Origin of the sequence: Frankia sp. CgMI4, assembly GCF_001756285.1 — a bacterium.
Lineage (GTDB): Bacteria > Actinomycetota > Actinomycetes > Frankiales > Frankiaceae > Frankia > Frankia casuarinae.
In genome coordinates, this window is record NZ_MAQZ01000063.1 from 14,940 (window position 1) to 39,661 (window position 24,722).

The window sequence follows — 24,722 nt, forward strand, 5'->3', positions numbered from 1 at the left end:
GCCGTGGGTTGCCTCTCCGTGATCCGAGCTCGGGAGGACCACGTTCTCCCGCCGTGTCGGACCCGCGTGTCGGGTTGCCGACGTCGTACGGCGCGTCGGATGCGAAGGGCCGGAGGCCTCCATAGGGTGGGTCTCCCATCGGGGTGTCACGATCGAGGGGAGAGCGTGCCGCCGTGCCCCTTACACCTTCCGGCTTCACCGCGTCAACCTCCCGCCGTCGGGGTCGGGGCCGCCGGACGGCGATCATCGTCGCGGTCGTCGTCGTCCTGCTGGCCGTCGCCGGCGGTGTCGGCTACGTCCTGAACAACCGCGCCGCCGACCGCGCCGCCGACCGGAAGGTCCAGGCTGCGGCCGACTCCTACCTGGCCGGCTGGCGGACGCTGACGACTTCCGGTGGGACGGCGACCCCCGGCTCCGCGGCTGTCGCCGCCGTCTCCACGCCCGGGAGCATCGACGTCGCGCGCCTGGTGGGCACGATGGCCGAGGTGCGTGACCGCCTGCTCGTCACAGCGGCTACGTTTACCCCGGGCGCGATCAGCCGCAGCGGCGAGACGGCGACCGTGCCGTACCTGGCCAGGCTCACGCTCTCTGGTCTGCCGACGCCGCTGGAGTACACCGGGGCGCTGCATCTCGTCTCGACCGGCGGCGGGTGGCGGGTGAAGGCTGATCCGGTCTCGGTGCATCCGGCCCTGCGCCCAGGGCTGCACCTGGACCGGACCGCCTCCACCGGTAAGCGGGGGGACCTGCTCGACGTGGCGGGCCAGCCCCTACGGGACTCCTCCGACCTGGYGGGCAACCTCGTCGGTCGGACGGCGCCGCTGTCCGGGTTGCAGCGGGTGTACGACGACCGGCTGCGGGCGCAGGGCGGCGCGGTCGTCGTGCGGGATGCGAAGAACGCGACCGTGCAGACGCTGCACACCTATCCGATGACCGACGGCGAGGCGATCCGTACCACGATCGACCTGCGGGTCCAGCAGGCCGCCGAGGCGGCCCTGGCCACCGCGGCCCGCCCGACCGGGGCGATGGTCGCGATCGACACTCGTACCGGCGCCATCCTGGCCCTGGCCAACCATCCGCCCAGCGGGTCGAGCCGGGCTGTCCGGGGCAAGTACCCACCGGGTTCCACCTTCAAGATCGTGACGGCCACCGCCGCGCTGATGAACGGCAAGGCGCCGGACATGCCCCTGGACTGCACCCAGACGGTCAGCGTCGGCGGTCGGACCTTCCAGAACGCCGAGTCCGAGCAGTTCGGCCCCATCCCGCTGCGGACCGCGTTCGCCAGGAGCTGCAACACCGCGTTCATCCGGCTGGAGGAGTCACTCCCGGACGGCGCGCTGGAGAAGGCCGCCCAGCTTTACGGCTTCGACGGCCGACCACCGCTGGATATCGCCAGCGTCGGGGGGACCTTCCCGACCCCGCGTGACGCGGTCGAGTCGGCGTCGGCGTCGATCGGCCAGGCCCGCATCGAGGTCTCCCCGCTGCAGATGGCGAGCGTCGCCGCGGCGGTCGCRAGCGGTACCTGGCACCAGCCGTTCGTCGTCGGCCAGTCGGCGCGCAGCAACCCCATCCCGCCCGTGGTGCTGCCCCCGCTGCGGGACTTCATGCGGGCGGTCGTCACCGAGGGCACCGCCGCGAAGGTCCCGATGCCCGGCGAGGTCTTCGGGAAGACCGGCACCGCCGAGTACAAGGACGGCAACCCGCCGCCGACCCATGCGTGGTTCGTCGGCTACCGGGGCGACGTGGCCTTCGCGGTGGTCGTCGAGGACGGCGGCTTCGGCGCGGAGACGGCCGCGCCGGTCGCGGCCAGGTTCCTCACCGCGTTGGACGGTGGCCAGATCGGTGCGCCCGGCTCCGGCGGGCAATGACCTGGCTGGACCCGGTCCTGGCTGGACCCGGTGCCTGGCTGGACCCGGTGCCTGGCTGGACCCGGTGCCCGGYGATGCTTGACGTGGGGCTGGAACTCCGGCAGGGTAGAACCGTGCATCTCGGGATTCTCGTACGCTCAGAGCGTGCATAGTCGACGACGTCGACCTGTGCGCCGCCCCTCAGTGCCTCGGCACGAGGGGCTTTTTCGTGCAGTGAGCACTGCCTCGTGCCAAGCCTGCGTGGTCGTGCTCAGCTGGCAGAGCCGTGCCCGGCGGGCCCGGTCCCGCCGGTCCCGCAGTGCCAGCCGAGATTGCCACGTGCCACGTACATCCCCGGCCTGTCAAGGAAGACGACCAGATGACACGAGAGATCACCGGAGCCCAGTCGCTCGTCCACTCCCTTGAAGCGGTCGGAGCCGATGTGGTCTTCGGCATCCCCGGCGGCGCGATCCTGCCCGCATATGATCCACTGTTCGACTCCACCCGGGTGCGACATGTCCTTGTCCGGCACGAGCAGGGCGCGGGTCATGCGGCCGAGGGGTACGCGCAGGCCACCGGGCGGGTCGGGGTGTGCATGGCGACGTCGGGGCCGGGGGCGACCAACCTGGTGACTCCGATCGCCGACGCCTACATGGACTCGGTGCCGATCGTGGCCGTCACCGGGCAGGTCCCCAGTCCCTCGATCGGGACCGACGCCTTCCAGGAGGCGGACATCTGCGGCATCACCCTGCCGATCACCAAGCACAACTTCCTGGTCCAGTCCGCCGACGACATCCCGCGGATCATCGCGGAGGCGTTCCACCTGGCGGCGACGGGCCGGCCCGGACCGGTGCTCGTCGACCTGCCCAAGGACATCCTGCAGTCGGCCACCTCCGTGCTGCCGCACGATGTCTGGCCGCCGGCTCTCGACCTGCCCGGTTATCGTCCGGTCACCCGCCCGCACGGCAAGCAGGTGCGGGAGGCGGCGAAGATGATCAGTGCTGCCCGGCGTCCGGTGCTCTATATCGGTGGGGGAGTGCTCAGGGCCCGCGCTGCCGCGGAGCTGCGGACACTGGCGGAGCTCACCGGCATCCCGGTGGTCACCACCCTCATGGCCCGCGGCGCCTTCCCCGACTCCCATCCCCAGCACCTGGGCATGCCCGGCATGCACGGGTCGGTCGCCGCGGTGACCGCGTTGCAGAAGGCGGATCTGCTGATCACTCTCGGGGCCCGCTTCGATGACCGGGTGACCGGCAGGCTGTCCTCCTTCGCGCCCGGTGCCGCGGTCATTCACGCCGACATCGACCCGGCCGAGATCGGCAAGAACCGGACCGCGGACGTACCGATCGTCGGTGACTRCCGTGATGTGATCAACGAGCTCGTCGCCGCGCTCGTCCTGGAGGAGCGGCCGGACCTCGCCGCCTGGTGGCGGACGCTGGACGGCTGGCGCCGGACCTACCCGCTGGGCTACGACCAGCCGGCTGACGGCTCGCTGGCCCCGCAGTACGTCATCGAGCGGCTCGGGAAGATCGCGGGACCGGAGACCATCTTCGCCGCCGGCGTCGGGCAGCACCAGATGTGGGCCGCGCAGTTCATCTCCTACGAGAACCCCTACACCTGGCTGAACTCCGGCGGCGCCGGCACGATGGGCTACGCCGTGCCGGCCGCGATGGGCGCCAGGGTCGGCCGCCCCGACGCCACGGTGTGGGCCGTCGACGGTGACGGCTGCTTCCAGATGACCAACCAGGAGCTTGCGACCTGCGCGCTGGAGGGAATCCCGATCAAGGTTGCCGTCATCAACAACGGGTCGCTCGGCATGGTCCGCCAGTGGCAGACCCTCTTCTACGACAAGCGGTACTCCAACACGGAGCTCGGGACGCACCCGGACTCCCCGCGGACCGGCGGCGCAGGGGCGTCTGGGCGGGGCTCAGGGGCGTCCAGGAGGGTGCGGGTGCCCGACTTCGTCCGGCTGGCCGAGGCGTTGGGCTGCGTCGGGCTGCGCTGCGAGACGGCGGCGGATGTCGACGCGACGATCGAGAAGGCGATGGCGATCGACGACGCCCCGGTCGTGGTGGACTTCGTCGTGCATCCCGACGCCATGGTGTGGCCGATGGTCGCCGCCGGCGCCAGCAACGACGACATCCGCATCGCGCGCGACACCGCGCCGGACTTCGACTACTCCGGCGACGCCGAGGTGAACATCTGATGACCCGCCATACCCTGTCCGTGCTGGTGGAGAACAAGCCCGGGGTGCTGGCCCGGGTCTCGGGCCTGTTCTCCCGGCGCGGGTTCAACATCGAGTCACTCGCGGTCGGGCCGACCGAGCAGCTTGACATCTCCCGGATGACGATCGTCGTCGTCGTGGAGGACCTGCCGCTGGAACAGGTGACCAAGCAGCTCAACAAGCTGATCAATGTTTTGAAGATCGTCGAGATGGACACCTCCGCCTCGGTGCAACGTGAGCTGATGCTCGTGAAGGTGCGCGCCGACCTGTCGGTGCGATCCCAGGTCCTCGAGACGGTCGCCCTGTTCCGTGCCAAGGTGGTCGACGTCGCCCAGGACGCCGTCACCATCGAGGCGACGGGAACCCGCGACAAGCTGGACGCCCTCATCCGCATGCTGGAGCCGTTCGGAATCCGGGAACTGGTCCAGTCMGGCCTGGTGGCACTCGGCCGCGGATCGCGTTCGATCACCGATCGCAGCCTGYGAGCAGTCGACCGTCCGGCCTGACCGGGACCGTCGCGCGTCTTTTTCCCATCCACTCAACGAGGAGATTCCCCACGATGGTCGAGATCTACTACGACGACGACGCCTCGCTGGACGTCCTGGCCGACCGTAAGGTCGCCGTCATCGGCTACGGCAGCCAGGGCCACGYGCACGCGCTGAACCTGCGCGACAGTGGCGTCGACGTGCGGGTCGGCCTGCCGGCGGRCAGCCGCAGCCGGGCCAGGGCCGAGGAAGAGGGCCTGCGGGTCCTCACTCCGGCGGAGGCGTCCGCCGAGGCCGACATCATCATGCTGCTCACTCCGGACACCACCCATCGCACGATCTACGCGGAGTCCATCGCCCCGCACCTCACCGCGGGCAAGGCGCTGGCGTTCGGGCACGGTTTCAACATCCGCTACGGGCTCATCGAGCCGCCGGCCGGCGTCGACGTGYTCATGGTCGCTCCGAAGGGGCCGGGTCACCTGGTGCGGCGGGTGTTCGAGGAGGGCAAGGGCGTTCCCGTCCTCGTCGCGGTGGAGGCCGACGCGAGCGGCAACGCGCTGGCCGTCGCGCTGGCCTACGCCAAGGGCATCGGTGGCACCCGGGCCGGTGCGCTGAGGACCACCTTCACCGAGGAGACCGAGACCGACCTGTTCGGCGAGCAGGCCGTGCTCTGCGGCGGCGCCAGCGCGCTCGTGCAGGCCGGCTTCGAGACCCTCGTCGAGGCGGGCTACACCCCGGAGGTCGCCTACTTCGAGTGCCTGCACGAGCTCAAGCTCATCGTCGACCTGATGTACGAGGGCGGCATCTCCCAGATGCGGTACTCGATCTCGGACACCGCGGAGTACGGCGATGTCACGCGTGGCCCGCGCGTCATCACCCCCGCCGTGAAGGCCGAGATGCGCAAGATCCTCGACGAGATCCGTGACGGCGCGTTCGCTCGCGAGTGGGTGGCCGAAGACGACAACGGTCGGCCGAATTTCACCAAGCTCGTGGCGGAGGGCAAGCAGCACCCGATCGAGCAGGTCGGCGCGAAGCTCCGGCCGATGATGTCTTGGATCGCCTGATTTCTGGATCGCCAGGTAGGTCCCGCGGGTCGTCGGGCGGATCGTGCCCTCTCGGGGGCGGCCGTGGTGCGCTGCCGCCGTCCCCGGGTGCGGGCCGTCCCCGTCCGGGTGCCGGGCACGCCGTCGCCGTCGGTCGGCGGAAAGGGCTCGGAGTCCACGGCGGGCGTCGGTAGGCTGGGCCCGCCGCCTCGTGCGGTGTCCGCAGTATCCACGTTCATCATCGCCAGGCCGAAGGCCACGTGATCACGCCTCGTTCCGCGTCGCCTCCCGGTCTGACCCGAGGTCGCTAGGAGAGGTCCAGTGCCTGTCGTACTCGTTGCCGAGGAGCTCTCACCGGCCGGGCTGGAGGTGCTGTCCGGGGACTTCGAGGTTCGTCACGTTGACGGTGCCGACCGGTCCGCGTTGCTGCCCGCCATCGCCGACGTCGATGCCGTGATCGTCCGGTCGGCCACCAAGATCGACGCCGAGGTGCTCGCCACCGCGGGAAAGCTCAAGGTCGTCGCCCGGGCCGGCATCGGGCTGGACAACGTCGACGTCGCCGCCGCCACCCAGCGCGGTGTCATGGTGGTCAACGCGCCGCAGTCGAACATCGTCAGTGCGGCCGAGCATGCGATCGCGCTGCTGCTCGCCGTCGCCCGGCGGGTTCCCGCGGCCAGCGAGGCACTGCGCGGCGGCGAGTGGAAGCGCTCGAAGTACGTCGGTGTCGAACTCGTGGAGAAGACGGCCGGCGTCGTCGGCCTCGGGCGGATCGGCGTGCTCGTGGCGCAGCGGCTCGCCGGCTTCGGGATGAAGGTCATCRCCTACGACCCGTACGTGTCGGTGGCCCGTGCCGCGCAGCACGGCGTGACCCTCGTCGACCTCGACGAGCTGCTTCGGCAGAGTGACGTGATCACGATCCATCTGCCCAAGACGCCGGAGACGCTCGGTCTGATCGGCACCGACGAGCTGGCCCGGACCAGGCCCGGTGTCATCATCGTCAACGCGGCGCGCGGCGGCCTCGTTGACGAGGCGGCGCTCGCCGAGGCGGTCCGCTCCGGTCAGGTCGGCGGTGCGGGCATCGACGTCTTCGCCAAGGAGCCCACGACGGCCTCCCCGCTGTTCGGGCTCGACAACGTCGTCGTCACCCCCCACCTTGGCGCGTCCACCCAGGAGGCGCAGGACAAGGCCGGGCTCGCCGTCGCCCGCTCGGTGCGGCTGGCGCTGCAGGGCGAGTTCGTGCCCGACGCGGTCAACGTGCAGGCCGGTGGCGTCGTGGCCGAGGACCTCCGGCCGGGTCTTCCGCTCGCGGAGAAACTCGGGCAGCTCTTCTCCGGCCTCGCGGGCAGCCTGGCCGCCGCGATCACTGTCGAGGTGCGTGGCGAGATCGCCGTGCACGACGTCTCGGTGTTGCAGCTCGCGGTGCTCAAGGGTGTGTTCACCGACGTGACCGAGGAGCAGGTCACCTACGTCAACGCGCCGCTGCTGGCCAAGGAGCGCGGGGTCGACGTGGCCTTGGAGACCGCCGAGGACAGCCCCGACTATCACAACCTCGTGACTGTGCGAGGAGTCCTCGCCGACGGCACGCCCGTGTCGGTGAGCGGCACGCTTGTCGGCTCGCGGCAGGTCGAGAAGATCACCGCGATCGACGGGTTCGAGGTCGACATCCGGCCCGAGGCGCATCTGGCGTTCTTCCGCTACGAGGACCGGCCGGGGATCGTCGGCGCGGTCGGTGCCCTGCTCGGCGAGGCGCACATCAACATCGCCAGTGCGCAGGTCAGCCGCCTGCAGGCCGGCGGCGAGGCGTTGATGTCGCTGTCGCTCGACGACGCGGTCGCCCCCGACATCCTGGCCGAGATCGCGAAGATCATCGGCGCTTCCTACGCCAGGGCCGTAAGCATCAGCAGCGACTGACCCCTTCCCCACACGGTGGCTTCGCCACCGTGTGGGGTCTCCGCAAAGGCACCTTCGGCGATTTTGCGGGGGGAGTCGTGGGGGCCTTCGGTGGTCCGGGGTGTTCCTCGGGTTGCCGTGGATTACCTGGGCTGGATGGGGTTTACCAGGGGTAGCTGCGGGCGATCTCAACGGTAGGCGATCGATTGGGTACGGGTAGCGGTGGCGTGGGGACGTGATCCAGGTGATCTTTCCGTGGAACGCGCGCCGTAGTCGTGGTGCCGGGTTTACCGTGGCTAGCATGGCGTCGCGGCATCAGGACCCGTTCGAGGGGCTTCGCCTGGATGAGCGATTCGTCCGCGGAGCCCGGTTTCTCGAACCGTCCGCGGCCGAGCGCAGCCGGCAGCACGGCCGGCCGGCTTCCAGTCGCTGTCAGGTCGTCCCAGCTTCCCGGGGTCTGCCCGGCTTTTTCCATCGGCTGGTGGCGCCGCCCAGACCACCGGGCCGCCCCCGCCAGATCGCGCGAATGGTCACGTTCATGGCCATCATCGTCGGGATGATCACCATCACCGTCGTCGCCCTGCGGCAGACGGCGAACCGGACCAGCCCGACCGCCGCACGGCTGGTGCCGACCACGTCGTCGGGGTCCTCCGCGGCCACCAAGCAGACCGCCGTACCGGCTGCCACCGGCACGCTGACCGGTCCCCCCGCCGGCTTTGGGATCAGGCCGGACCTGCTCGCGGCCCTGCGGCCGGGTGACTGCCTGAACTGGACCCCGTATCCGGCGGGCTCGCCCGCCTCGGTCGATCCGGTGGTGCCCGTCCGGGTGAGCTGCCGGGAGCCCCATATCGACGAGGTCACCCGGATGGTCGACCTGGCGGTGCTCTTCCATCGCTGGCCTGGCGCGTCGGTGGTCGCCGAGGTGACGGACGAGCGCTGTGCCGGAGCACTGCGCGAGTTCCCCGGAACCGTCGACAGCACTCCGCACCGCACCGTTGGCACGATCTACCCGTCCGAACCCAGCTGGCAGCTCGGTGCGCACGCGGCCGTGTGCACCGTGCGCACCGACGACCTGCGGCCCCGCAGCGGTCAGTTCCGTGTCCCCGGCGCCGTCGCGGCACCGGAGTTTCCTCGCGGTCGGCCGAACATCCGGTAATGTTGGTGCGCGATGCGTGCGCTGCTTCTCCTTAGCCGCCGCGGCGGGGCCTGATACCTGAGCTGGCTTCCCCGTCGCGGTGTTTTCGTGTGTCAGCGTCGGGATCCTCGCCATCCGGCGGTCCAGCGTCCAGGTGCGACCTGACGCTCCTCTGCTGATTCTCCGCGGATCCTCCGGCATCCAGTCACCCACGTCGCGAACCGTGTGATCACGGTCGCGGGGGACTCCTTCGAGGAAGCAGGAGCAGGAATGACMACGCAGCAGCCGTCCGGCATGCCGGTCGAGAAGTACCGTCCGTTCGTCCCCGTCTCACTTCCCGACCGGGCCTGGCCCGAGCGGACGATCACTCGCGCCCCGCAATGGTGCAGTGTCGATCTGCGCGACGGTAACCAGGCACTGATCGACCCGATGACCCCCGCCCGCAAGATGCAGATGTTCGAGCTGCTGGTGGCGATGGGGTACAAGGAGATCGAGGTCGGGTTCCCGGCGGCCAGCCAGACCGACTTCGACTTCATCCGGCAGCTGATCGAATCAGATCGCATCCCGGACGACGTCGTCATCCAGGTCCTGACGCAGGCGCGGGAGGACCTGATCGAGCGCACGGCCGCGTCGCTGGTCGGCGCGGACCGGGCGCTGATCCACCTGTACAACTCGACATCCACGTTGCAGCGGCGGGTGGTGTTCGGTCTTGATCGGGCGGGGGTGACCGAGATCGCGGTGCAGGGCGCTCGGTGGTGTGCCCAGTACGCCGAGAAACTACTGGACGGCACCGATGTGCGCTGGCAGTACAGCCCGGAGTCGTTCACCGGCACCGAACTCGACTACGCGGTGGAGGTGTGCGAGGCAGTCATGGACGTGTGGGYGCCGACCCCGCAGCGTCCGGTCGTGCTGAACCTGCCGGCGACGGTCGAGATGTCGACCCCGAACGTCTACGCCGACCAGATCGAATGGGTCGGGCGGAACCTGACCCGCCGGGATGCCGTCGTGCTGTCCCTGCACCCGCACAACGACCGGGGCTGCGCGGTCGCCGCGGCGGAACTGGGTGTGCTGGCCGGCGCCGACCGGGTCGAGGGCTGCCTGTTCGGCAATGGGGAACGGACCGGAAACGTCTGCCTGGTCACGCTGGGGATGAACCTGTTCTCGCAGGGGATCGACCCGATGATCGATTTCTCGGACATCGACGGGATCCGACGCGCGGTGGAGTACTGCAACCAACTGCCCGTCCATCCCCGTCATCCCTACGGCGGCGACCTCGTCTACACCGCCTTCTCCGGCTCCCATCAGGACGCCATCAAGAAGGGTTTCGAGGCCATGGAGCGCACCGGCCAGACCCGCTGGGAGGTGCCCTACCTGCCGATCGACCCGAAGGACGTCGGCCGCTCCTACGAGGCGGTGATCCGGGTGAACAGTCAGTCCGGCAAGGGAGGGGTGGCATACCTGCTGAAGTCCGAGCACTCCCTGGACCTGCCGCGCCGGCTGCAGATCGAGTTCTCCGGTGTCGTACAGCGCCACACCGACTCCGCGGGCGGCGAGGTGACGGCCGAGGAACTCTGGACGATTTTCCGCAGCGAGTACTTCCTGGACGGCGCGGAGGGGTCCGGCCCKCTCGAACTGCTGGGCTCCCGGACGACGGCGGCGTCGGGCGATCGGGACGAGGTCTCCGTCTCGGTCCGTTTCCAGGGGGCCGACACGGTGATCACGGGAACCGGCAACGGCCCCATTGACGCATTCGYCACGGCGCTCGCCAGCCGCGATCTGACCGTGCGGATTCTGGACTACAACGAGCACGCMCTGGGCTCGGGAGCGGATGCGCGAGCGKCCGCGTACCTCGAGGTGGCCGTCGACGACCGGATCTTCTGGGGAGTCGGGATCGACGCCAACATCGTGACGGCGTCCCTGCGGGCCGTGGTGAGTGCCGTGAACCGGGCTGCCCGGGACCGTTCGGTGCCCGCGCGGGCTGGTCGTGGTGGTGGCGCTGGTTAGTCGTGGTGGTCCGCCGGTTCCACGTCGTGGATATTCTGGCGGACCTCGTCCAGCATCGACTCCGGGATATCCGTCATACCATGATCAACTCTCGCGTGGGTGTCGACGGAACGGAGAAGATCGTCTTCGGTGGGGGCGATCATGCGCGTCTCGCAGTCGTGCATGATCGCACCACAGTAGAATTGCTTCATGCTCGGGTGCCGGACGATGATCTCTGCCGACGCGGAATGGCTCCTGGCCGCTGGGCTCGGCGACATGAGCGCCTGCGCGGTCCAATAGCGGTTTCGCCTCATGTGGACATTTCCGCGAGCCGTAGCATCAGACGCTCCATCCGTACCAGGCCGAGTGGGCGCCCCATCTCGGTCACGATTATCACGGGATCGAATCGGCTGGCCCGGGCCCGCGTCATGGCGCGACGCGCGACCTCGGTCACCGGCTCCTCGGGCCGCGCGAAGAGCGTCGTGGGAACAYGGCGCGGTTCCGTGCCGCCGCCCGGGCCGCCGGACAGATGCAGGGCGACCGGTCGGCATCGGTTGGAGACGATGACGGTCGCTCGAGGCGTCCGGTCACCGTCCGGTCCGGCCGGATCATCGCCGGCCGCGAGACCGTCCCGGTTCCGGGCGGCGCTCATGGGACAGGACGGACAGTCCGCGGACATGGCGCACCGACCGGAGTCACCTATGCTGATCGTGACCTGTTCCATCAGGCTCTCGATGCTCGCGGCGTGGTTGCTGCGTTCCGAGAACTGGCGGATACGCCTAGCCACGGTTGGGTCGAGCTGCTGCCAGGCCCGGGAGGGACGCCCGAGCAGGAATCCCTGGCCGAGCGGAACCCCCAGCGCGACCAGCATTCCGAGCTCGTCGAACCGCTCGACCCCCTCCGCGATGACCCAGGCGTTGAGCCGGCTGGCGAAGGTGCCGACCAGCTCGGTGAGGGCGATCTTGACCTGGTCGTCGTCCACGTTGACTACGAGCGAGCGGTCCAGCTTGACGAAGTCGGGGCGGATCCGCGCCAGCTGCCGCAACCCGGCATAGCCCGAGCCGACGTCGTCCATCGCCACGAACGCACCGAGGTTGCGCAGTGCGCCCGCGGTGGTCGTCAGGCCGGTGGTGGCGTCGAKGTCGACTGCCTCGTTGAGTTCTAGGACCAGGCGCSGCAGGTCCGCGCGCTGCCAGATTGCCGTGACTTCTGGTGCGGTGAGCAGATGGGGCAGGACGTTGACCGCGAGGAAGCAGCGGTCGGGAAGCCGGTCACGCGCCTCCAGCGCGGCGGCGAGGACACGGGCCTCCAACTGGGCCGCGAGCCCGAGCCGGTCCGCCTCGGCGAAGACGAGGTCGGGCGGGTGGGCCGGGTGGCTGTGGAAGCGGGCGAGCGCCTCATACYCCGCGATGACCCCCCGTTGCAGATCCACGATCGGCTGGAAGAACAGCATGGGTTCGTCGGGGTCGGCGAGAATTCGGCGCAGGTCGGGCCGGTCGTCGCCACGCGTCCCACCGCCGTCGCCGTTCTTCAACCGGCCGAGGGGACCCGCCCCATCGGCCGCGGGCAGCGTCCTGCCCTCGGCCACGCCACCGGACGAAACAGCCGCGTCGCCGACATCGGGGCGGTCGCTGGACGGAGGTCCCGCGGGAGTCCGCTGCCGAGTAATCATGCGCCGTGCACCCCCTCGCATCGAAGCACGTCGCACCTGTCCTGTAAGTGAGTTTCTTACCATCCGGCCGCGATGCCGGGTGCGAGTACCGTCCGGAGTTGTGAATTCTGCGCTCTTTTGTGTGACCGGCGGGTAGCGGTCAGATTGCCGTTCATCGTCCTTCCCGTGTCCCCGACGCAAGATCGGCGATTTCTGGGCGCCGGAGGCGTCGTTCATCGTTGATCCGTTGCCAAAACGGTCATTGCTCGCCAGGATTTTCGGGTGCCGACGCGAGGCGTGCGAGTAGTCCGAGTCGGCCGATGGAAATCAATCCAGCGACAACGAGGGTGAACTTTATTTGGCGAGGTGGTGCACTACGATTACTCAAGGTGATCGAATGCGGAGGTGTGAGGCGCCGTTCCGGCGCTGAGGTTGGACTGAGGTAATGGAATGGCTACTGTTAGCAGCCATTCGGGGGTGGTTCGCGGCCGTTCGGGAGCACGATGACGGCCGTCGGGGCGGCGGCCCGTCGTGAGCGGCCCCGTGCGGCCCCGTGCGGCCCCGTGCCGGATCGGCGCCGGTCGGGTGGGCCAGGCCGGGTGGGACCGCTGCGGGGCCGCGGTCGGCCGCTACAGTCGGCCTATGAGGCTTGCGGTGATTGGCGGTGACGGGATCGGCCCCGAGGTGGTGGCGGAGGGGTTGCGGGTGCTGCGCGCGGTACATCCCAAGGTCGACACGACCGAATACGACCTGGGTGCCCGGCGCTGGCACGAGACCGGGGAGACGCTGCCCGACTCGGTGCTGGAGGAACTGCGCGGTCACGACGCGATCCTGCTCGGGGCGGTCGGTGATCCCGGCGTGCCCAGCGGTGTCCTCGAGCGTGGCCTGCTGCTGCGGCTGCGGTTCGAGTTCGACCATCACGTCAATCTCCGGCCGGTGCGGCTCTATCCGGGAGTCCGCTCGCCGCTGGCCGGAGATCCGGCCATCGACATGATCGTGGTGCGGGAGGGCACGGAGGGGCCGTACGCGGGCGCGGGGGGTGTGCTCCGGAAGGGGACGCCCCATGAGGTGGCGACCGAGGAGAGCCTCAACACCCGGTACGGCGTCGAGCGCGTCGTGCGCGACGCGTTCCGGCGGGCCGATCGACGCGAGCGTCGCCACCTGACTCTCGTGCACAAGAACAACGTGCTGACCAAGGCCGGCGACCTGTGGTCGCGCACCGTGGCCGAGGTGGCGCCCGAGTTCCCCGACGTGCGCGTCGACTACCAGCACGTGGACGCGGCCTCGATGTTCTTCGTGACCGATCCGGGTCGGTTCGACGTCGTCGTGACGGACAACATGTTCGGTGACATCCTCACCGACATCGGCGCGGCCATCACCGGCGGGATCGGCCTGGCCGCCAGTGGCAACCTCGATCCCTCCGGTGTCCACCCGAGCATGTTCGAGCCCGTGCACGGCAGCGCCCCGGATATCGCCGGCAGGCAACTCGCCGACCCGACGGCCACCGTCGCCTCGGTGGCGATGCTACTCGATCATCTCGGCCACGCCGAGGAGGCGGCGAAGGTCGAGGCCGCCGTCGCCTCCTCCCTGGCGGATCGTGCCGCCGCGGGAGCGGCCCAGCCGTCGACCCGGGAACGTGGCGAGGACCTTGCCGCGCGGGCTGCGGGCTGAGTTCTCGTCACGCCGGTCTTCTCGTCACCCCGCCACGCCGGTCTTCTCGTCACCCCGCCACGCCGCCRGTGGAGGCCGGATGGTTGATCGCCGCGGGGCCCTTCCGGTCCAGGTGCGTCGTGGTTATTCTCTACGGGAGCCGTAGATCCGGTAAGACGGCAGCCGACAGGGCCCCACCACGGCGAAGATCGGCGGATTCGTCATCTCCTGTTCGCTTCGTCGCACTTTGGCCTGGAGTCGCCGTGCCTATCACCCCAACCTCGAAGATCTGGATGAGTGGAGAGTTCGTCGACTGGGACGACGCCCGCATCCACGTGCTCAACCCGACCCTGCACTACGGGTGGGGTGTGTTCGAAGGCATCCGCTGCTACGAGACGGCCCAGGGGCCCGCCGTGTTCCGGCTGACGGACCACATCGCCCGTCTCTACCGCAGTGCCAAGATTTATGTGATGGAGCCGTCCTTCACGCCGGAGCAGGTCGTCGCGGCGACGAAGGAGACCATCGCGGTGAACGACATCGCCTCCTGCTACATCCGGCCGCTGATCCACCTCGGTTACGGTGAGATGGGGCTCAATCCGTTRCCCTCTCCTGTCGAGGTCATGATCGCGGTGTGGCCGTGGGGTGCCTACCTTGGCGAGGAGGCGGAGGAGAACGGCGTCCGCGCGATGATCTCCTCCTGGAAGCGGAACGACCCGAACATCACGCCGCCGGCGGCCAAGGCGTCCGGGCAGTACCTCAACTCGTCCCTGGCGAAGGTCGCGGCGGTCAAGGCCGGTTACGACGAGGCAATTCTGACCAGCCCCAACGGCCACATCGCCGACGGCACCGGGGAAAACGTCTTCATCGTCTCCGGACGCAAGGTCATCACTCCGCTCCTCACGGACGGTCCGCTCGGTGGCATCACCCGCGCCTCGATCATGAGGATCGCCGCCGACCAGGGGTACGAGGTGATCGAGCAGCACATCGTGCGCACCGACCTCTATCTGGCTGACGAGGCGTTCTTCACCGGCACGGCGGCCGAGATCGTGCCGATCGTCGAGGTGGACGACCGGCAGGTCGGGAGCGGGAAGCCGGGCCCCGTCACCCGGGAGCTGCTGGAGATCTTCCACCGCGCGACCCGAGGGGAACTGGACCGATACCAGGAGTGGAACGAGTTCGTCCAGCAATAACGCCGTGGCCGGCGTCGTCGCGGGCGTTCCACGTTGCCCCGCGTCCCGGCCAGGGCCGTGAGCCCGGCCCCGCGTGGCCGGGCTCACATAATGCCCATGCCGAAGCATCGTGTGCTCTGGTCAACACGGCAGGCAGGGCCTACCGTCGCGAGTAGCAGTTTTCACGAATGCACAAGCGTCGGGAGGGCGTCGTGCGGGTTTCGGAGGGTATGAGTTCCCTTGTTCTCATGATCGGCCCGGGGCACACGCTTCGCCAGGCGGCGAGGCTGATGGCGGCGCGCAAGGTCGGTGCCGCGGTCGTCCACGATGCGGACAGCGAGGGCTACGGGATCCTGACCGAACGGGACGTTCTGCGGTCGATCGCCGCGGCTCAGGATCCGGATGTCGAGATCGCGGGTGACCATCTCACCCGCGATGTCGTCTTCGCGGATCCGGAGTGGTCCTTGGACGAGGCGGCTGCCGCGATGCTGCGAGGTGGTTTTCGRCACCTTATCGTTACCTCGGGTGGTGGCGTAGCCGGAATCCTCTCCATGCGCGACGTGGTACGTTGCTGGAGTAGTCATCATGTTACGGTATGATGTCGACTGTGTCGTACGCCGGGAATGCTTGCGGTCTGCCGCCGCATCCGATCCCGTCGTCCGGGGTAGTTGGGGAACATGAGGCAGGCGGACGGCGCTACGGTCACCGCATGCACGACAACGAGGCGGTCGCCCTGCTCCGAGCGACCACGCTGCTGAAGGAACTGCAGGAGGAGGACCTGTTGCGGCTCGCCACACGAGCCGTCACGCGACGTTTCCGGCGTGGACAGGTTGTCTTCACGGAAGGCGAACCCGCTGACACCCTTCTGGTGGTCGCCTCCGGACGGTTGAAGGTGCTCACGAAGGCCGATGACGGCCGTGATCACGTTTTGAACATTGTCGGGCCACGGGAAACCCTGGGAGAACTCAACATCGTCGAAGGGGGGACCCGGTCCGCCGGCGTCGAGGCGCTCGAACCGAGTACCGCGCTGGTTCTCGACCGCACCGCGGTGTGGGAACTCGTGCGGGAACGACCGGCCGTCGCCGAGCAGCTCATCCGAGCACTGGTGGCGCACGTGCGACGCCTCACCGGAGCGAATGCCGACCTCGTCTTCCTCGATCTGCCGCGACGCGTGGCCAAGTTGCTCCTGCTGCGGATGCGGGAGGCAGGGCGTCCAGTGATCGAACTCGGYCTCACACAGACCGAGATCGCCTCGCTGCTCGGCGGTTCCCGCCAGTCGGTGAACCAGGCGTTGCGCGAGTTCGAGCGGAGGACCTGGATCCTCTCGGAAGGTCAGACCATCACGATCCTGCAGGTCGACCGGCTACGTCGGTTCGCGGGGGACTGAGATCCTCCGCTATGGCGCACGCCACACCCGTCACATGTCGGGCCTGTTACATCGTAGGCTTGTCACCCGGCGGCGAACCCGTCTCCGTCGCGCGCTTCGGTCGCTGACCCCTGGGACCGGGCGCGTGGCGGCCCCAGGTTCCCGAACTCTGCTCGGTTCGGCGTGCCGGAGGTTGTCCGGACCGCTCGGCTTGGCCGGGGCGGAACGACCCAAGATCCTTGCGGAGGGGCGCCCCGTGCGGCCATACGATCCCGATTCCCTRCACGTCTATGACACGACATTGCGGGACGGTACCCAGCAGGAGGGGCTGTCGCTCTCGGTCGGCGACAAACTCGCGGTGGCCCGTCACCTGGACGATCTCGGCGTCGGTTTCATCGAGGGCGGCTGGCCGGGATCGAACCCGAAGGACGCGGAGTTCTTCACCCGGGCGCGCGGCGAACTGAACCTGACGACCGCCGTGCTGACCGCTTTCGGGGCCACCCGGCGGGCGGGCCGCGCCGCCGCGGACGATCCCCAGGTGGCGGCGCTTCGGGACGCGGGGACCTCGGTGGTCTGCCTGGTCRCCAAGTCGGATCTGCGCCATGTCGAACGTGCCCTGCGCACCACCCCGGCCGAGAACCTCGCGATGATCCGGGACACCGTCGCGCATCTGCGCGCGGAGGGAAAGCGGGTGTTCGTTGACGCCGAGCACTTCTTCGACGGCCATCGGGTGTATCCCGACTACGCTCTTGAGGTCGTCTCCGTTGCGGCCGAGGCCGGTGCCGAGGTCGTCGTGCTGTGCGACACGAACGGCGGCATGCTCCCGACGCGGATCGGCGCGGTCGTCGCCGATGTCCTCGCCGCAACCGGCGCCCGGCTCGGTATCCACTGCCACGACGACGCCGACTGCGCGGTCGCGAACACCCTGGTGGCGGTGGAGGCCGGCGTCACCCACGTGCAGGGCACCGCAAACGGCTACGGCGAGCGGTGCGGGAACGCCAACCTGCTGAGCGTCATCGCGGGCCTGGAGACCAAGTTGGACCGGGCCGTGCTGCCGCCCGGGCGGCTGCGTGAGCTCGTCCGGGTCTCTCACGCGATCGACGAGGTCACCAACTCCGTGCCCGACCCGCACCGGCCGTACGTCGGGGCCAGCGCCTTCGCGCACAAGGCCGGCCTGCACGCCAGTGCCGTCAAGGTCGATCCGGACCTGTACCAGCACATCGACCCGGCGGTCGTGGGCAGTGACATGAGGATGCTGGTCTCGGAACTCGCCGGTCGGGCGACCATCGAACTGAAGGGCCGTGAGCTCGGCCTCGACCTGTCGAACCAGCGTGAGGCRCTCGGACGGGTGGTGGACCTGGTCAAGGAGCGGGAGGCAGCCGGATACGTCTACGAGGCCGCGGAGGCCTCCTTCGAACTCCTGCTGCGCGACGAGGTGACCGGCCGGCAGCGGTTCTACACCCTCGAATCCTGGCGCGTCATCGTCGAGCAGCGTCCGGGCGGCGAGGTGGCCAGCGAGGCGACGGTGAAGCTCACCTCGCACGGCGAACGCCACGTCGCGACGGCGGAGGGGAACGGACCGGTCAACGCTCTCGACACGGCACTGCGCAACGCGCTGGAGAAGGCGTATCCGGGGTTGGCCGATCTGGACCTGGTGGACTACAAGGTTCGGATCCTCGACGGCAAGCAGGGGACCGGCGCGGTGACCCGGGTCCTGCTGGGAACCAGCGACGGCCGCGAGCGCTGGGACACGATCGGCGTGGACGAGAACATCATCGCAGCCTCCTGGGCGGCCCTGGAGGACGCTGTCGACTACGGACTGCGGCGGCAGGGGGAGAGCCCGGACCCGGTCGCGCCCTGACGCCGGGCCCCACCCCCGGGCGGGCCGCGCCCGGGGGTGGGGCCCGGCGTATCGCCCGCGGAGCAGCCCGCCGCCGCGGGCCGGTCCGCCGGCTACGTGCGGTCAGTCCTGCGGGATCTCCTCCCACCACTGGCACCACCAGTCGCCGCCGACCAGAACGCGCAGCTTCGGGTGCCAGCAGTAGGCGATGTCCTTGTCGGTGTCCAGGTAGTACAGGCAGTTGTCGCACCGCTCGTCGCCGTTGGGTTTACCCCGCAGGATCGCGTCTTCGGCCAGGTGGCCCAGTTTGACGCTCAGCTCCTCGTCGATCGGCTTCGGCTCGGGTGMGCCGACGTCGTAGACGGGGGTGGTGTCGGTCTCGCTCACCGTCTTCCTTTCCTTTCTTCTGCCGGTCCTCTGCCGGGTAGCTTGYCGGGTAGCTCCGCGGTGATGTCGGCCGTCCGCGTCGGCTCTGGTCAGTACAGGACAGCGGGACCGGGTGGCCRCCATCCGCTGGTGGACCAGGCGGTGGACCAGGCGCGGATTCTGGCCTGATTCTCGGTCACTCGTCACCGTTCTGGCGAACCTGATCAGGCCCCGGCCGTGGTCATGTCGGTCATACAAGTCATACCCGCGGCGTGGCGGGGCCGCCCACCGGCCGGTCGTGTCAGCGCCTTCCGCGGGCTCGGTACGGTTTGGGGGTGCGTATCGCGAGGTTTACCGATGGTTCGGAGCCTGGGTTCGGGGTCGTGGAGGGGTCGATCGAGGCGGGTACGGCCGTGATCCGCGGCATCACCCCGCATCCGTTCGGTCCGTTCTCCTTCACCGGCGTCCGCCGGGGGCTCGGCGACGTGCGGCTGCTCGCTCCCGTGCTGCCGAGCAAGGTGCTCTGCGTGGGCAAGAACTATGCCGACCATGTCCAGGAGATGGGCGGTGACACCCCGCCGCAGCGTCCGATCCTCTTCCTCAAGCCCTCCACCAGTGTCGCCGGCCCGGGCGATCCGATCATCCTTCCGTCGGACAGCGAGYGGGTCGACTTCGAGGGCGAGCTGGCGATCGTCATCGGCCGGCTGTGCCGTGACGTCCCGGTGGAACGGGCCTTCGAGGTGGTGCTCGGCTACACCTGCGCCAATGACGTGACCGCTCGCGATCAGCAGAAGGCGGACGGCCAGTGGACCCGGGCCAAGGGCCATGACGCCTTCTGCCCCCTCGGTCCCTGGATCKAGACGGATCTCGACCCGGCGGATCTGCCCATCCGCACCACCCTGGACGGYGAACTGCGCCAGAGCTCCCGAACCGGCCTGCTGCTGCGCGACGTCCCCTCGTTGATCGCCTACCTGTCGTCGGCCATGACGCTGCTACCCGGCGACGTGCTGCTGACCGGAACGCCCGCGGGCGTGGGGCCGATGTCACCGGGGCAGACGGTGGCGGTGACAGTCGAGGGCATCGGGACGCTCACTAACCCGGTGACGGCTCGCTAGCGCCCGCGGTGCGATCCTCCGCCGGGTGGCCGTGGATCGGGTGGCTGCCGGTCGTTCCCGATGCCCCAGCCACGGGACGTGACGGGGATGACCGGCGTACATCGGCATCCCGGCGCGCTGATGTGCCCTCTGCATGAGGTACAGTAGGCAGCGCCCGGACAGGGCCCATGGGGTATGGGGTAATTGGCAGCCCAACGGATTCTGGCTCCGTTAGTCTAGGTTCGAGTCCTGGTACCCCAGCTGCACCAGATCTACCGCTCGGTTGAAACTGGCCGCTATGCTGTATAGTGTGACACGGCTGTATGGTGTGATACGCGCGTAAGCGCGTAAGTAAGAACCAGAGTCTTGGCCCCGTCGTCTAGCGGCCCAGGACGCCGCCCTCTCAAGGCGGTAGCGCCGGTTCGAATCCGGTCGGGGCTACACAGTGATTTTATCTTTGATTCTTCGCAGAGGGTGAGAGATGCGCCCTCGCACCAAGACCATCGATGGCCCCCGGATTCCTCTCCGGGGGCCATCGTCATGTCGGGCGCGATCCGGGCCTACCGCACAACCTCGAACCGCAGCATGGCCGCGGGGTGGCGGGCCATCGTGCACGCGCGGCAGCCGCAGGACGCCGGGCCTCCGCGGCCGTGGACCACTTCGATCTCGGTGTCCGGGGTCGAGGCCACCAGGCGCAGCTGGGGGCGCGCGGCTCGGGCCATGACGGCGGTCAGCGCGGGATCGTCGGTGGCACCCGGCTGCGGCGGGCCGATCCGACCCGCGGTCGACGGGGCGATCGCGGAAGCGGTCGAGGCTGTCAGGGCCACTGAGGGCACGGTGTCCTCCTCCATGGGGGGCCGTCTCGGGGCCACCCCGCGGACCACAGCCTGGCGGGGAGAGCGAGGTCCGCGCCATGCTCCGTTGAGCCCGGTACCAGGTGGTGCAGATGGCCTAGTCAAACCTGGGCACTGTCGCCATGCGACACCACCCTTGACAACCATGGTGCTCCAGCACCGGATCGRTACAAACTTGCRCGGATGTCCACCGTCAGTCCATCGACACCCGAACGCGCACGGCGTCGKCATGGTAGTGCGCATGTGGGGCGCGCCGCCCGCCATGCTGGTCGGCTGCGTCCGCCGGGATCGGCACCGGAGCAGGTGGACGTCCTGCCGGGAGTTGCCCGGCGCATCACCTCGCTGCTTCCCCAGGGCCGCGGTCTGCCCATCGAGGACTGGACAGCCCGTCACACGTTGATGTGCCTGGTGCTGGCGATGCACCCGCCGGTCATCGTCTGTTACRCGATCTGGCGCGACCTGAGCCTCGTGCACGGCTTTCTGGCGGCCAGTCTRCCGGCGCTGCTGTTCGCCTCCGCGGTGGTGCCCGGCCGCCGTCGGGTCCGTGCCCTGGCCGCCAGCCTCGGGCTGTTGTGCTGTTCGGTCGTCCTYGTCCATCTCTCGGGCGGCCTCACCCCGATGTACTTTCACTTCTTCGTGGTCGTCGCATTGATCGCGCTCTACGAGGAGTGGACCGTCTACCTGCTGGCGATCGCCTTCGTGKTCGTCGCCAATCTGGCGATCGGCAACATCATCTCGGCCGACGGGGAGTTGCTGGACAACGCCTGGCTGGTGGCCGGCCTGCACGCCGGCTTCATCTTCGCCCTTGCCTGCGCACAGATGGTCTTCTGRCACTACAACGAGCAGTCCCGCCGCCGGGTGGAGCACTACCGGCAGCAGCTCTACGAGGGTCAGCAGAGCCTGATGGCCCGGTTGGAGGAGACCGACAGGATCCGCAGCGACCTGGTTGCGACGGTGTCGCACGAGTTCCGCACGCCACTGACCGGTATCCGCGGAAACCTGCTGACCATCAAGCGCCGTCGCGACCGGCTCTCGGACGCCCAGCTCGACGATCTGCTCGATGCGGCGGTGAACTACTCCGATCGCCTCTCCCGCCTGCTGGAGAACATGCTCACGGCCGCCACGGCCACCGGCACGGACGAGACCACCATCGCCGATCTGCCGGAGGTCGTCCGGCACGTGCTCGCCACGCTCTCGTACGCCGGGTCGCCAAGCAGCGTGACGGTGGATCTTCCGCCAGAGCTGCCGGTGCGGATGGCCCGGCAGGCCCTCATCCAGGTGGTCGCGAACCTCGTCGACAACGCGCTGGTGCACTCCTGGCCGGGAGCGCCGGTACGGCTCATCGCCGGCCGGGTGGGCGACGAGGTCGTCCTGCGCGTCCGCAATCCCGGGCCCGATCTCGACCCCGACACCATCCGCCAGCTCTTCGAACCGTTCACCCAGCGGGACAGCACGGCGACCCGCCCCACGGACGGGGCCGGCATGGGGCTCTATGTCGTGCGACGCCTCGTCGAGGTACACGGGGGACGGCTGCGGATGTCCTCGGAGAACGGCGAGATCATCGTCGAGGTGGACCTGTGGGCGGCGACCAGCCTGGCGGCGCTCGCGCCGGAGCCTGAGGCGGAACTGCCGGTTCCGATGCCCCTGCCGCGCAGTATCCGGGTTGACGAGGAGCCGGGTAAGCCACGGCTTACCGGCGGGCCACTCGCTGGTTCCCGGGACGACATCCGCTCGTTGCCCATGGACCGTTTCGGCTGAGCGGGGCGGGAAGACCGTTCCCCGCGCCGGGCTGATCCCCGCGCCGGGCTGATCCCCGCGCCGGGCCGCCGCCGGGACCTGCCCCGCCGGCGGCCCGATGGTCAGGCGTTCAGGTCCTGGCCGTCGATGTCGATGTCGATGTGGGGGTCGGGGCCGGGGCGGACGCTGGGGGCTTGGTGCAGGCCAGGGTCAACGTCACCGTCGTGGAATGGCGTGGACGCTGTCCGGTGGGGGAGTACGCCGACACCTTGCTGGTCTCGCTGTTGCTGCATGACCCGTTGACCGCGGTGGAGGTGAAACCGGCGAGGGTGAGCTGCCACTTGGCGTCCGACTCGGTCATTCCGATGACGCCGGGTACCTGCGCGCAATCCTCAACCTGCAGGTTAATCGTGGCTGTTTTGGCAATCTTCCCCGACTTCGGGGACTGGTGCGCGACGGTGTCGACCGCACCGGCGCCGTAGCACCCGAAGGCCTTACTGAGGTTCGTGAAGCCCGCCGATTTCAGGGTGTTCTCCGCCGTGGTGAACGAGCTGCCCTCGGTGTTGGGAACGGTCGCCGTGCCGTCGTCGGTGGGTGACGGGGACGGGCTGCTCCGCGCCGTCGGGCTGTTCGTCGGCGTGGCCCCCGTGGGGCTGGCCGCAGGCGCCGTGCCGGCGCCGGGAGAGGGAGATCCCTTCGCGCTGGGCCGCGGGGTCGCCCCGCCCCCGGAGAGGCTCGTCGGGTTGACCCCAACGGCCACGCCCGGAGCGGCTCCGCTGGTTCCGAAGCCGGAACCGCCCGAGGCCGCCGCGGCGGACACCCCGCCGGGACCGTCCGCGCTCAGTTCCGCGCCGGTGCCCCCGCTGGAGGCGAGCGCCCAGCCGCCGGCACCGGCGACGAGGGCGACGACAAGGCCCGCACCCGCCGCGATCCGGCTACGCCGCCGCCGGTCGGCAGCCGCCCGCGAGGCGGCCGCGGCCCCACCGATCGGGGGGCCGGGTTGGTGGTTCGCCGGGATCGCCGACATGACTGTGTTCGTGTCCGCGGCCGGGGCGTCGGAGCGGGCCGGGACCCGCAGCGCCGGCTGCATGCCGGTCGGGGCGTCACCGTCCCACCCTCCCCGGCCGCCGGTGGCCGGGGCCATCCGGGTGCGCTCGACGCCGCCCTCCCGTCCACCGGCCTGCGTGCCACCGGCCTTCGTGGCGGTGGTCAGCGGACTGCCCGCGATCTGCGTGTGCTCCAGGTCGGACCAGGCGGCTGCGCCGACCGCGTCGCCCGCCCCGACCACGCATCCCGCGCCCCCCGCCGCGGCCACGGCGGCGGAGCGCACCACGCGCTGCGTTCCCGTGGCGGGGGAATGATCCGCGCTTCGGGCCGCGGACGCGCCGGCGAGTGCGGAGAGCTGGATTCGGTTGTCATGCTCGGCATGGCTGCCTGGCCTGGACGCGTAGCCGCCCCCCCAACGGCTGGCCTCGAGCGCCTCGACCAGGTCCTCGGCCGCGTCGGCGGCGCTCACGGGCCGCCCCCTCGGGGACTTGGCGAGCATTCCGGCCAGCACACCCCACACCGGCGCCGGCACACCCTGGATGGGCTGGGGCTGTTTTTCGCGGTGCGCCTGCAGGAGCTCGGCCGGGTTGGGGGAGTCGAACGGCGGCGAACCCGCGAGAAGCTCGTACAGCACGACTCCCGCCGAGTACACGTCCGCTGCCGGGGTCGGTGGCGCGCCCGTGCTCAGCTCGGGAGCCATGTAGAGCGGGGTCCCGATCGGCCCGGTGACGCTGGTCCGGGACGAACCATTGATCATCTGGGCGATCCCGAAGTCGGTCAGGCGCACGATCGGATGAGCCGGATCGGAAGTGTCGATGAGTATGTTCTCGGGTTTGACKTCCCGGTGGACGACGCCGGCGGCGTGCACGCTGTCGAGCGCCCACAGGGTGCCGACGACGAGCCGGACCGCCTCCTCCACCGGTCGAGGCCCGAACTCGCGCAGATGGGTCCGCAGGTCGGGACCGTCAACCAGATCCATGACTATGGCGAGCACGTCGGGTTCGTTCACCAGATCGCGTACGGCGACGAGATCCGGGCTGTCGAGGTCGATCAGAAGGTCCCATTCACGCAGGAAGCGCTCCACGATCTCGGGATCGTCGGCGAGCTCGGGGCGCAGCACCTTGATGGCCACGGGAGCACCGTCCGAGACGGCGGCGCCCCGCCAGACCTGGCCKGTCGTACCCTGCCCGAGTATCTCGTGCAGCACGTACCGCGAACCCAGTTTGCGCACCGCGCGTTGTCCCCTTCTTTGGCGCCGCCCGGGGCGGCCGAACCTACGACGGCGCCGCTGCGGGCGGCGGCGGCCCGTGGGCGGAGCCCGCAGCGTCATCCGGACGAGCGCAC

The 24,722-nt window shown here is 69.5% G+C and carries 19 protein-coding genes and 2 tRNA genes; 16 read left to right on the top strand and 5 right to left on the bottom strand.

Translation table 11 applies throughout. The annotated features are described in order from the left end of the window. The first annotated feature begins 173 nt into the window (after window positions 1–173). The 7 genes from Manayef4_RS09935 (at window position 174) to leuA (ending at window position 10,625) form a co-directional block, all read left to right on the top strand. Window positions 174–1,865, top strand: a complete 1,692-nt coding sequence (locus Manayef4_RS09935; RefSeq protein ID WP_070131404.1) for a penicillin-binding transpeptidase domain-containing protein — start codon at window positions 174–176, stop codon at window positions 1,863–1,865. Between the two features lie 310 nt (window positions 1,866–2,175). Beyond that, entirely contained in the window at window positions 2,176–4,050 is a 1,875-nt protein-coding gene (locus tag Manayef4_RS09940; protein ID WP_256388614.1) for an acetolactate synthase large subunit, read from the top strand. Next, complete coding sequence (ilvN, locus tag Manayef4_RS09945; protein ID WP_070131406.1) at window positions 4,050–4,574, top strand: acetolactate synthase small subunit; 525 nt, start codon at window positions 4,050–4,052, stop codon at window positions 4,572–4,574. The genes Manayef4_RS09940 and ilvN overlap by 1 nt, the downstream gene beginning before the upstream one ends. Window positions 4,575–4,627: 53 nt before the next feature. Beyond that, on the top strand, window positions 4,628–5,617 hold the full coding sequence (gene ilvC / locus Manayef4_RS09950) for a ketol-acid reductoisomerase (protein ID WP_070131407.1): 990 nt from the start codon (window positions 4,628–4,630) through the stop codon (window positions 5,615–5,617). A gap of 300 nt (window positions 5,618–5,917) precedes the next feature. Beyond that, entirely contained in the window at window positions 5,918–7,507 is a 1,590-nt protein-coding gene (gene serA / locus Manayef4_RS09955) for a phosphoglycerate dehydrogenase (protein ID WP_070131408.1), read from the top strand. 517 nt (window positions 7,508–8,024) lie between these two features. Next, on the top strand, window positions 8,025–8,642 hold the full coding sequence (locus Manayef4_RS09960; RefSeq protein ID WP_232235001.1) for a septum formation family protein: 618 nt from the start codon (window positions 8,025–8,027) through the stop codon (window positions 8,640–8,642). A gap of 249 nt (window positions 8,643–8,891) precedes the next feature. Then, complete coding sequence (gene leuA / locus Manayef4_RS09965) at window positions 8,892–10,625, top strand: 2-isopropylmalate synthase (RefSeq protein WP_070131435.1); 1,734 nt, start codon at window positions 8,892–8,894, stop codon at window positions 10,623–10,625. On the opposite strand, the gene Manayef4_RS09970 is transcribed toward leuA, so the two are convergent. Next, a complete protein-coding gene (locus Manayef4_RS09970) occupies window positions 10,622–10,918 on the bottom strand; it encodes a DUF1059 domain-containing protein (RefSeq protein WP_011438010.1) in 297 nt (98 codons plus the stop codon). The two genes, leuA and Manayef4_RS09970, sit on opposite strands and share 4 nt — an antisense overlap. Then, entirely contained in the window at window positions 10,915–12,276 is a 1,362-nt protein-coding gene (locus Manayef4_RS09975; protein WP_070131409.1) for an EAL domain-containing protein, read from the bottom strand. Before Manayef4_RS09975 ends, Manayef4_RS09970 begins: the two co-directional genes overlap by 4 nt. Before the next feature lie 621 nt (window positions 12,277–12,897). Between Manayef4_RS09975 and Manayef4_RS09980 the strand changes: the two genes are divergently transcribed. The 5 genes from Manayef4_RS09980 (at window position 12,898) to cimA (ending at window position 18,301) form a co-directional block, all read left to right on the top strand. Next, window positions 12,898–13,926 carry a 3-isopropylmalate dehydrogenase gene (locus Manayef4_RS09980; RefSeq protein WP_011438008.1) on the top strand — a complete coding sequence of 343 codons (1,029 nt, stop codon included), beginning with the start codon at window positions 12,898–12,900 and terminating at the stop codon, window positions 13,924–13,926. Window positions 13,927–14,168: 242 nt separating this feature from the next. Then, entirely contained in the window at window positions 14,169–15,095 is a 927-nt protein-coding gene (gene ilvE, locus Manayef4_RS09985) for a branched-chain-amino-acid transaminase (protein WP_011438007.1), read from the top strand. Between the two features lie 191 nt (window positions 15,096–15,286). Beyond that, window positions 15,287–15,673, top strand: coding sequence for a CBS domain-containing protein (locus Manayef4_RS09990; protein WP_023840243.1), 387 nt, complete (start codon window positions 15,287–15,289; stop codon window positions 15,671–15,673). Between the two features lie 110 nt (window positions 15,674–15,783). Next, a complete protein-coding gene (locus Manayef4_RS09995; protein WP_035731281.1) occupies window positions 15,784–16,461 on the top strand; it encodes a Crp/Fnr family transcriptional regulator in 678 nt (225 codons plus the stop codon). Window positions 16,462–16,696: 235 nt separating this feature from the next. Continuing rightward, the gene (cimA, locus tag Manayef4_RS10000; protein WP_139140055.1) at window positions 16,697–18,301 is read left to right on the top strand and encodes a citramalate synthase; all 1,605 of its coding nucleotides are present in this window, start codon (window positions 16,697–16,699) and stop codon (window positions 18,299–18,301) included. Window positions 18,302–18,403: 102 nt separating this feature from the next. On the opposite strand, the gene Manayef4_RS10005 is transcribed toward cimA, so the two are convergent. Beyond that, entirely contained in the window at window positions 18,404–18,667 is a 264-nt protein-coding gene (locus Manayef4_RS10005; protein WP_070131410.1) for a hypothetical protein, read from the bottom strand. Between the two features lie 314 nt (window positions 18,668–18,981). Between Manayef4_RS10005 and Manayef4_RS10010 the strand changes: the two genes are divergently transcribed. The 3 genes from Manayef4_RS10010 to Manayef4_RS10020 all read left to right on the top strand — a co-directional run bounded on the left by Manayef4_RS10010 (window position 18,982) and on the right by Manayef4_RS10020 (window position 20,181). Next, the gene (locus Manayef4_RS10010) at window positions 18,982–19,761 is read left to right on the top strand and encodes a fumarylacetoacetate hydrolase family protein (protein ID WP_070131411.1); all 780 of its coding nucleotides are present in this window, start codon (window positions 18,982–18,984) and stop codon (window positions 19,759–19,761) included. A 168-nt stretch (window positions 19,762–19,929) separates the two neighbouring features. Then, window positions 19,930–20,001 (top strand) — tRNA-Gln (locus Manayef4_RS10015). Window positions 20,002–20,108: 107 nt separating this feature from the next. Then, window positions 20,109–20,181: transfer RNA gene (locus Manayef4_RS10020), tRNA-Glu, on the top strand. Between the two features lie 119 nt (window positions 20,182–20,300). Here Manayef4_RS10020 and Manayef4_RS10025 read toward each other — a convergent pair. Continuing rightward, entirely contained in the window at window positions 20,301–20,576 is a 276-nt protein-coding gene (locus tag Manayef4_RS10025; RefSeq protein WP_023840241.1) for a hypothetical protein, read from the bottom strand. Between the two features lie 201 nt (window positions 20,577–20,777). On the opposite strand from Manayef4_RS10025, the gene Manayef4_RS10030 reads away from it, so the two are divergent. Beyond that, entirely contained in the window at window positions 20,778–22,352 is a 1,575-nt protein-coding gene (locus Manayef4_RS10030; protein ID WP_070131412.1) for a HAMP domain-containing sensor histidine kinase, read from the top strand. A 109-nt stretch (window positions 22,353–22,461) separates the two neighbouring features. Here Manayef4_RS10030 and Manayef4_RS10035 read toward each other — a convergent pair whose 3' ends face one another. After that, on the bottom strand, window positions 22,462–24,609 hold the full coding sequence (locus Manayef4_RS10035; RefSeq protein ID WP_070131413.1) for a serine/threonine-protein kinase: 2,148 nt from the start codon (window positions 24,607–24,609) through the stop codon (window positions 22,462–22,464). Between the last annotated feature and the right edge of the window lie 113 nt (window positions 24,610–24,722).

Excerpts from the sequence above, each read along its gene's own strand:
- Manayef4_RS09970 (WP_011438010.1), bottom strand. The coding sequence starts at position 10,918 with ATGAGGCGAAACCGCTATTGGACCGCGCAGGCGCTCATGTCGCCGAGC.
- Manayef4_RS09980 (WP_011438008.1), top strand. The coding sequence starts at position 12,898 with ATGAGGCTTGCGGTGATTGGCGGTGACGGGATCGGCCCCGAGGTGGTG.
- Manayef4_RS09960 (WP_232235001.1), top strand. The coding sequence starts at position 8,025 with ATGGCCATCATCGTCGGGATGATCACCATCACCGTCGTCGCCCTGCGG.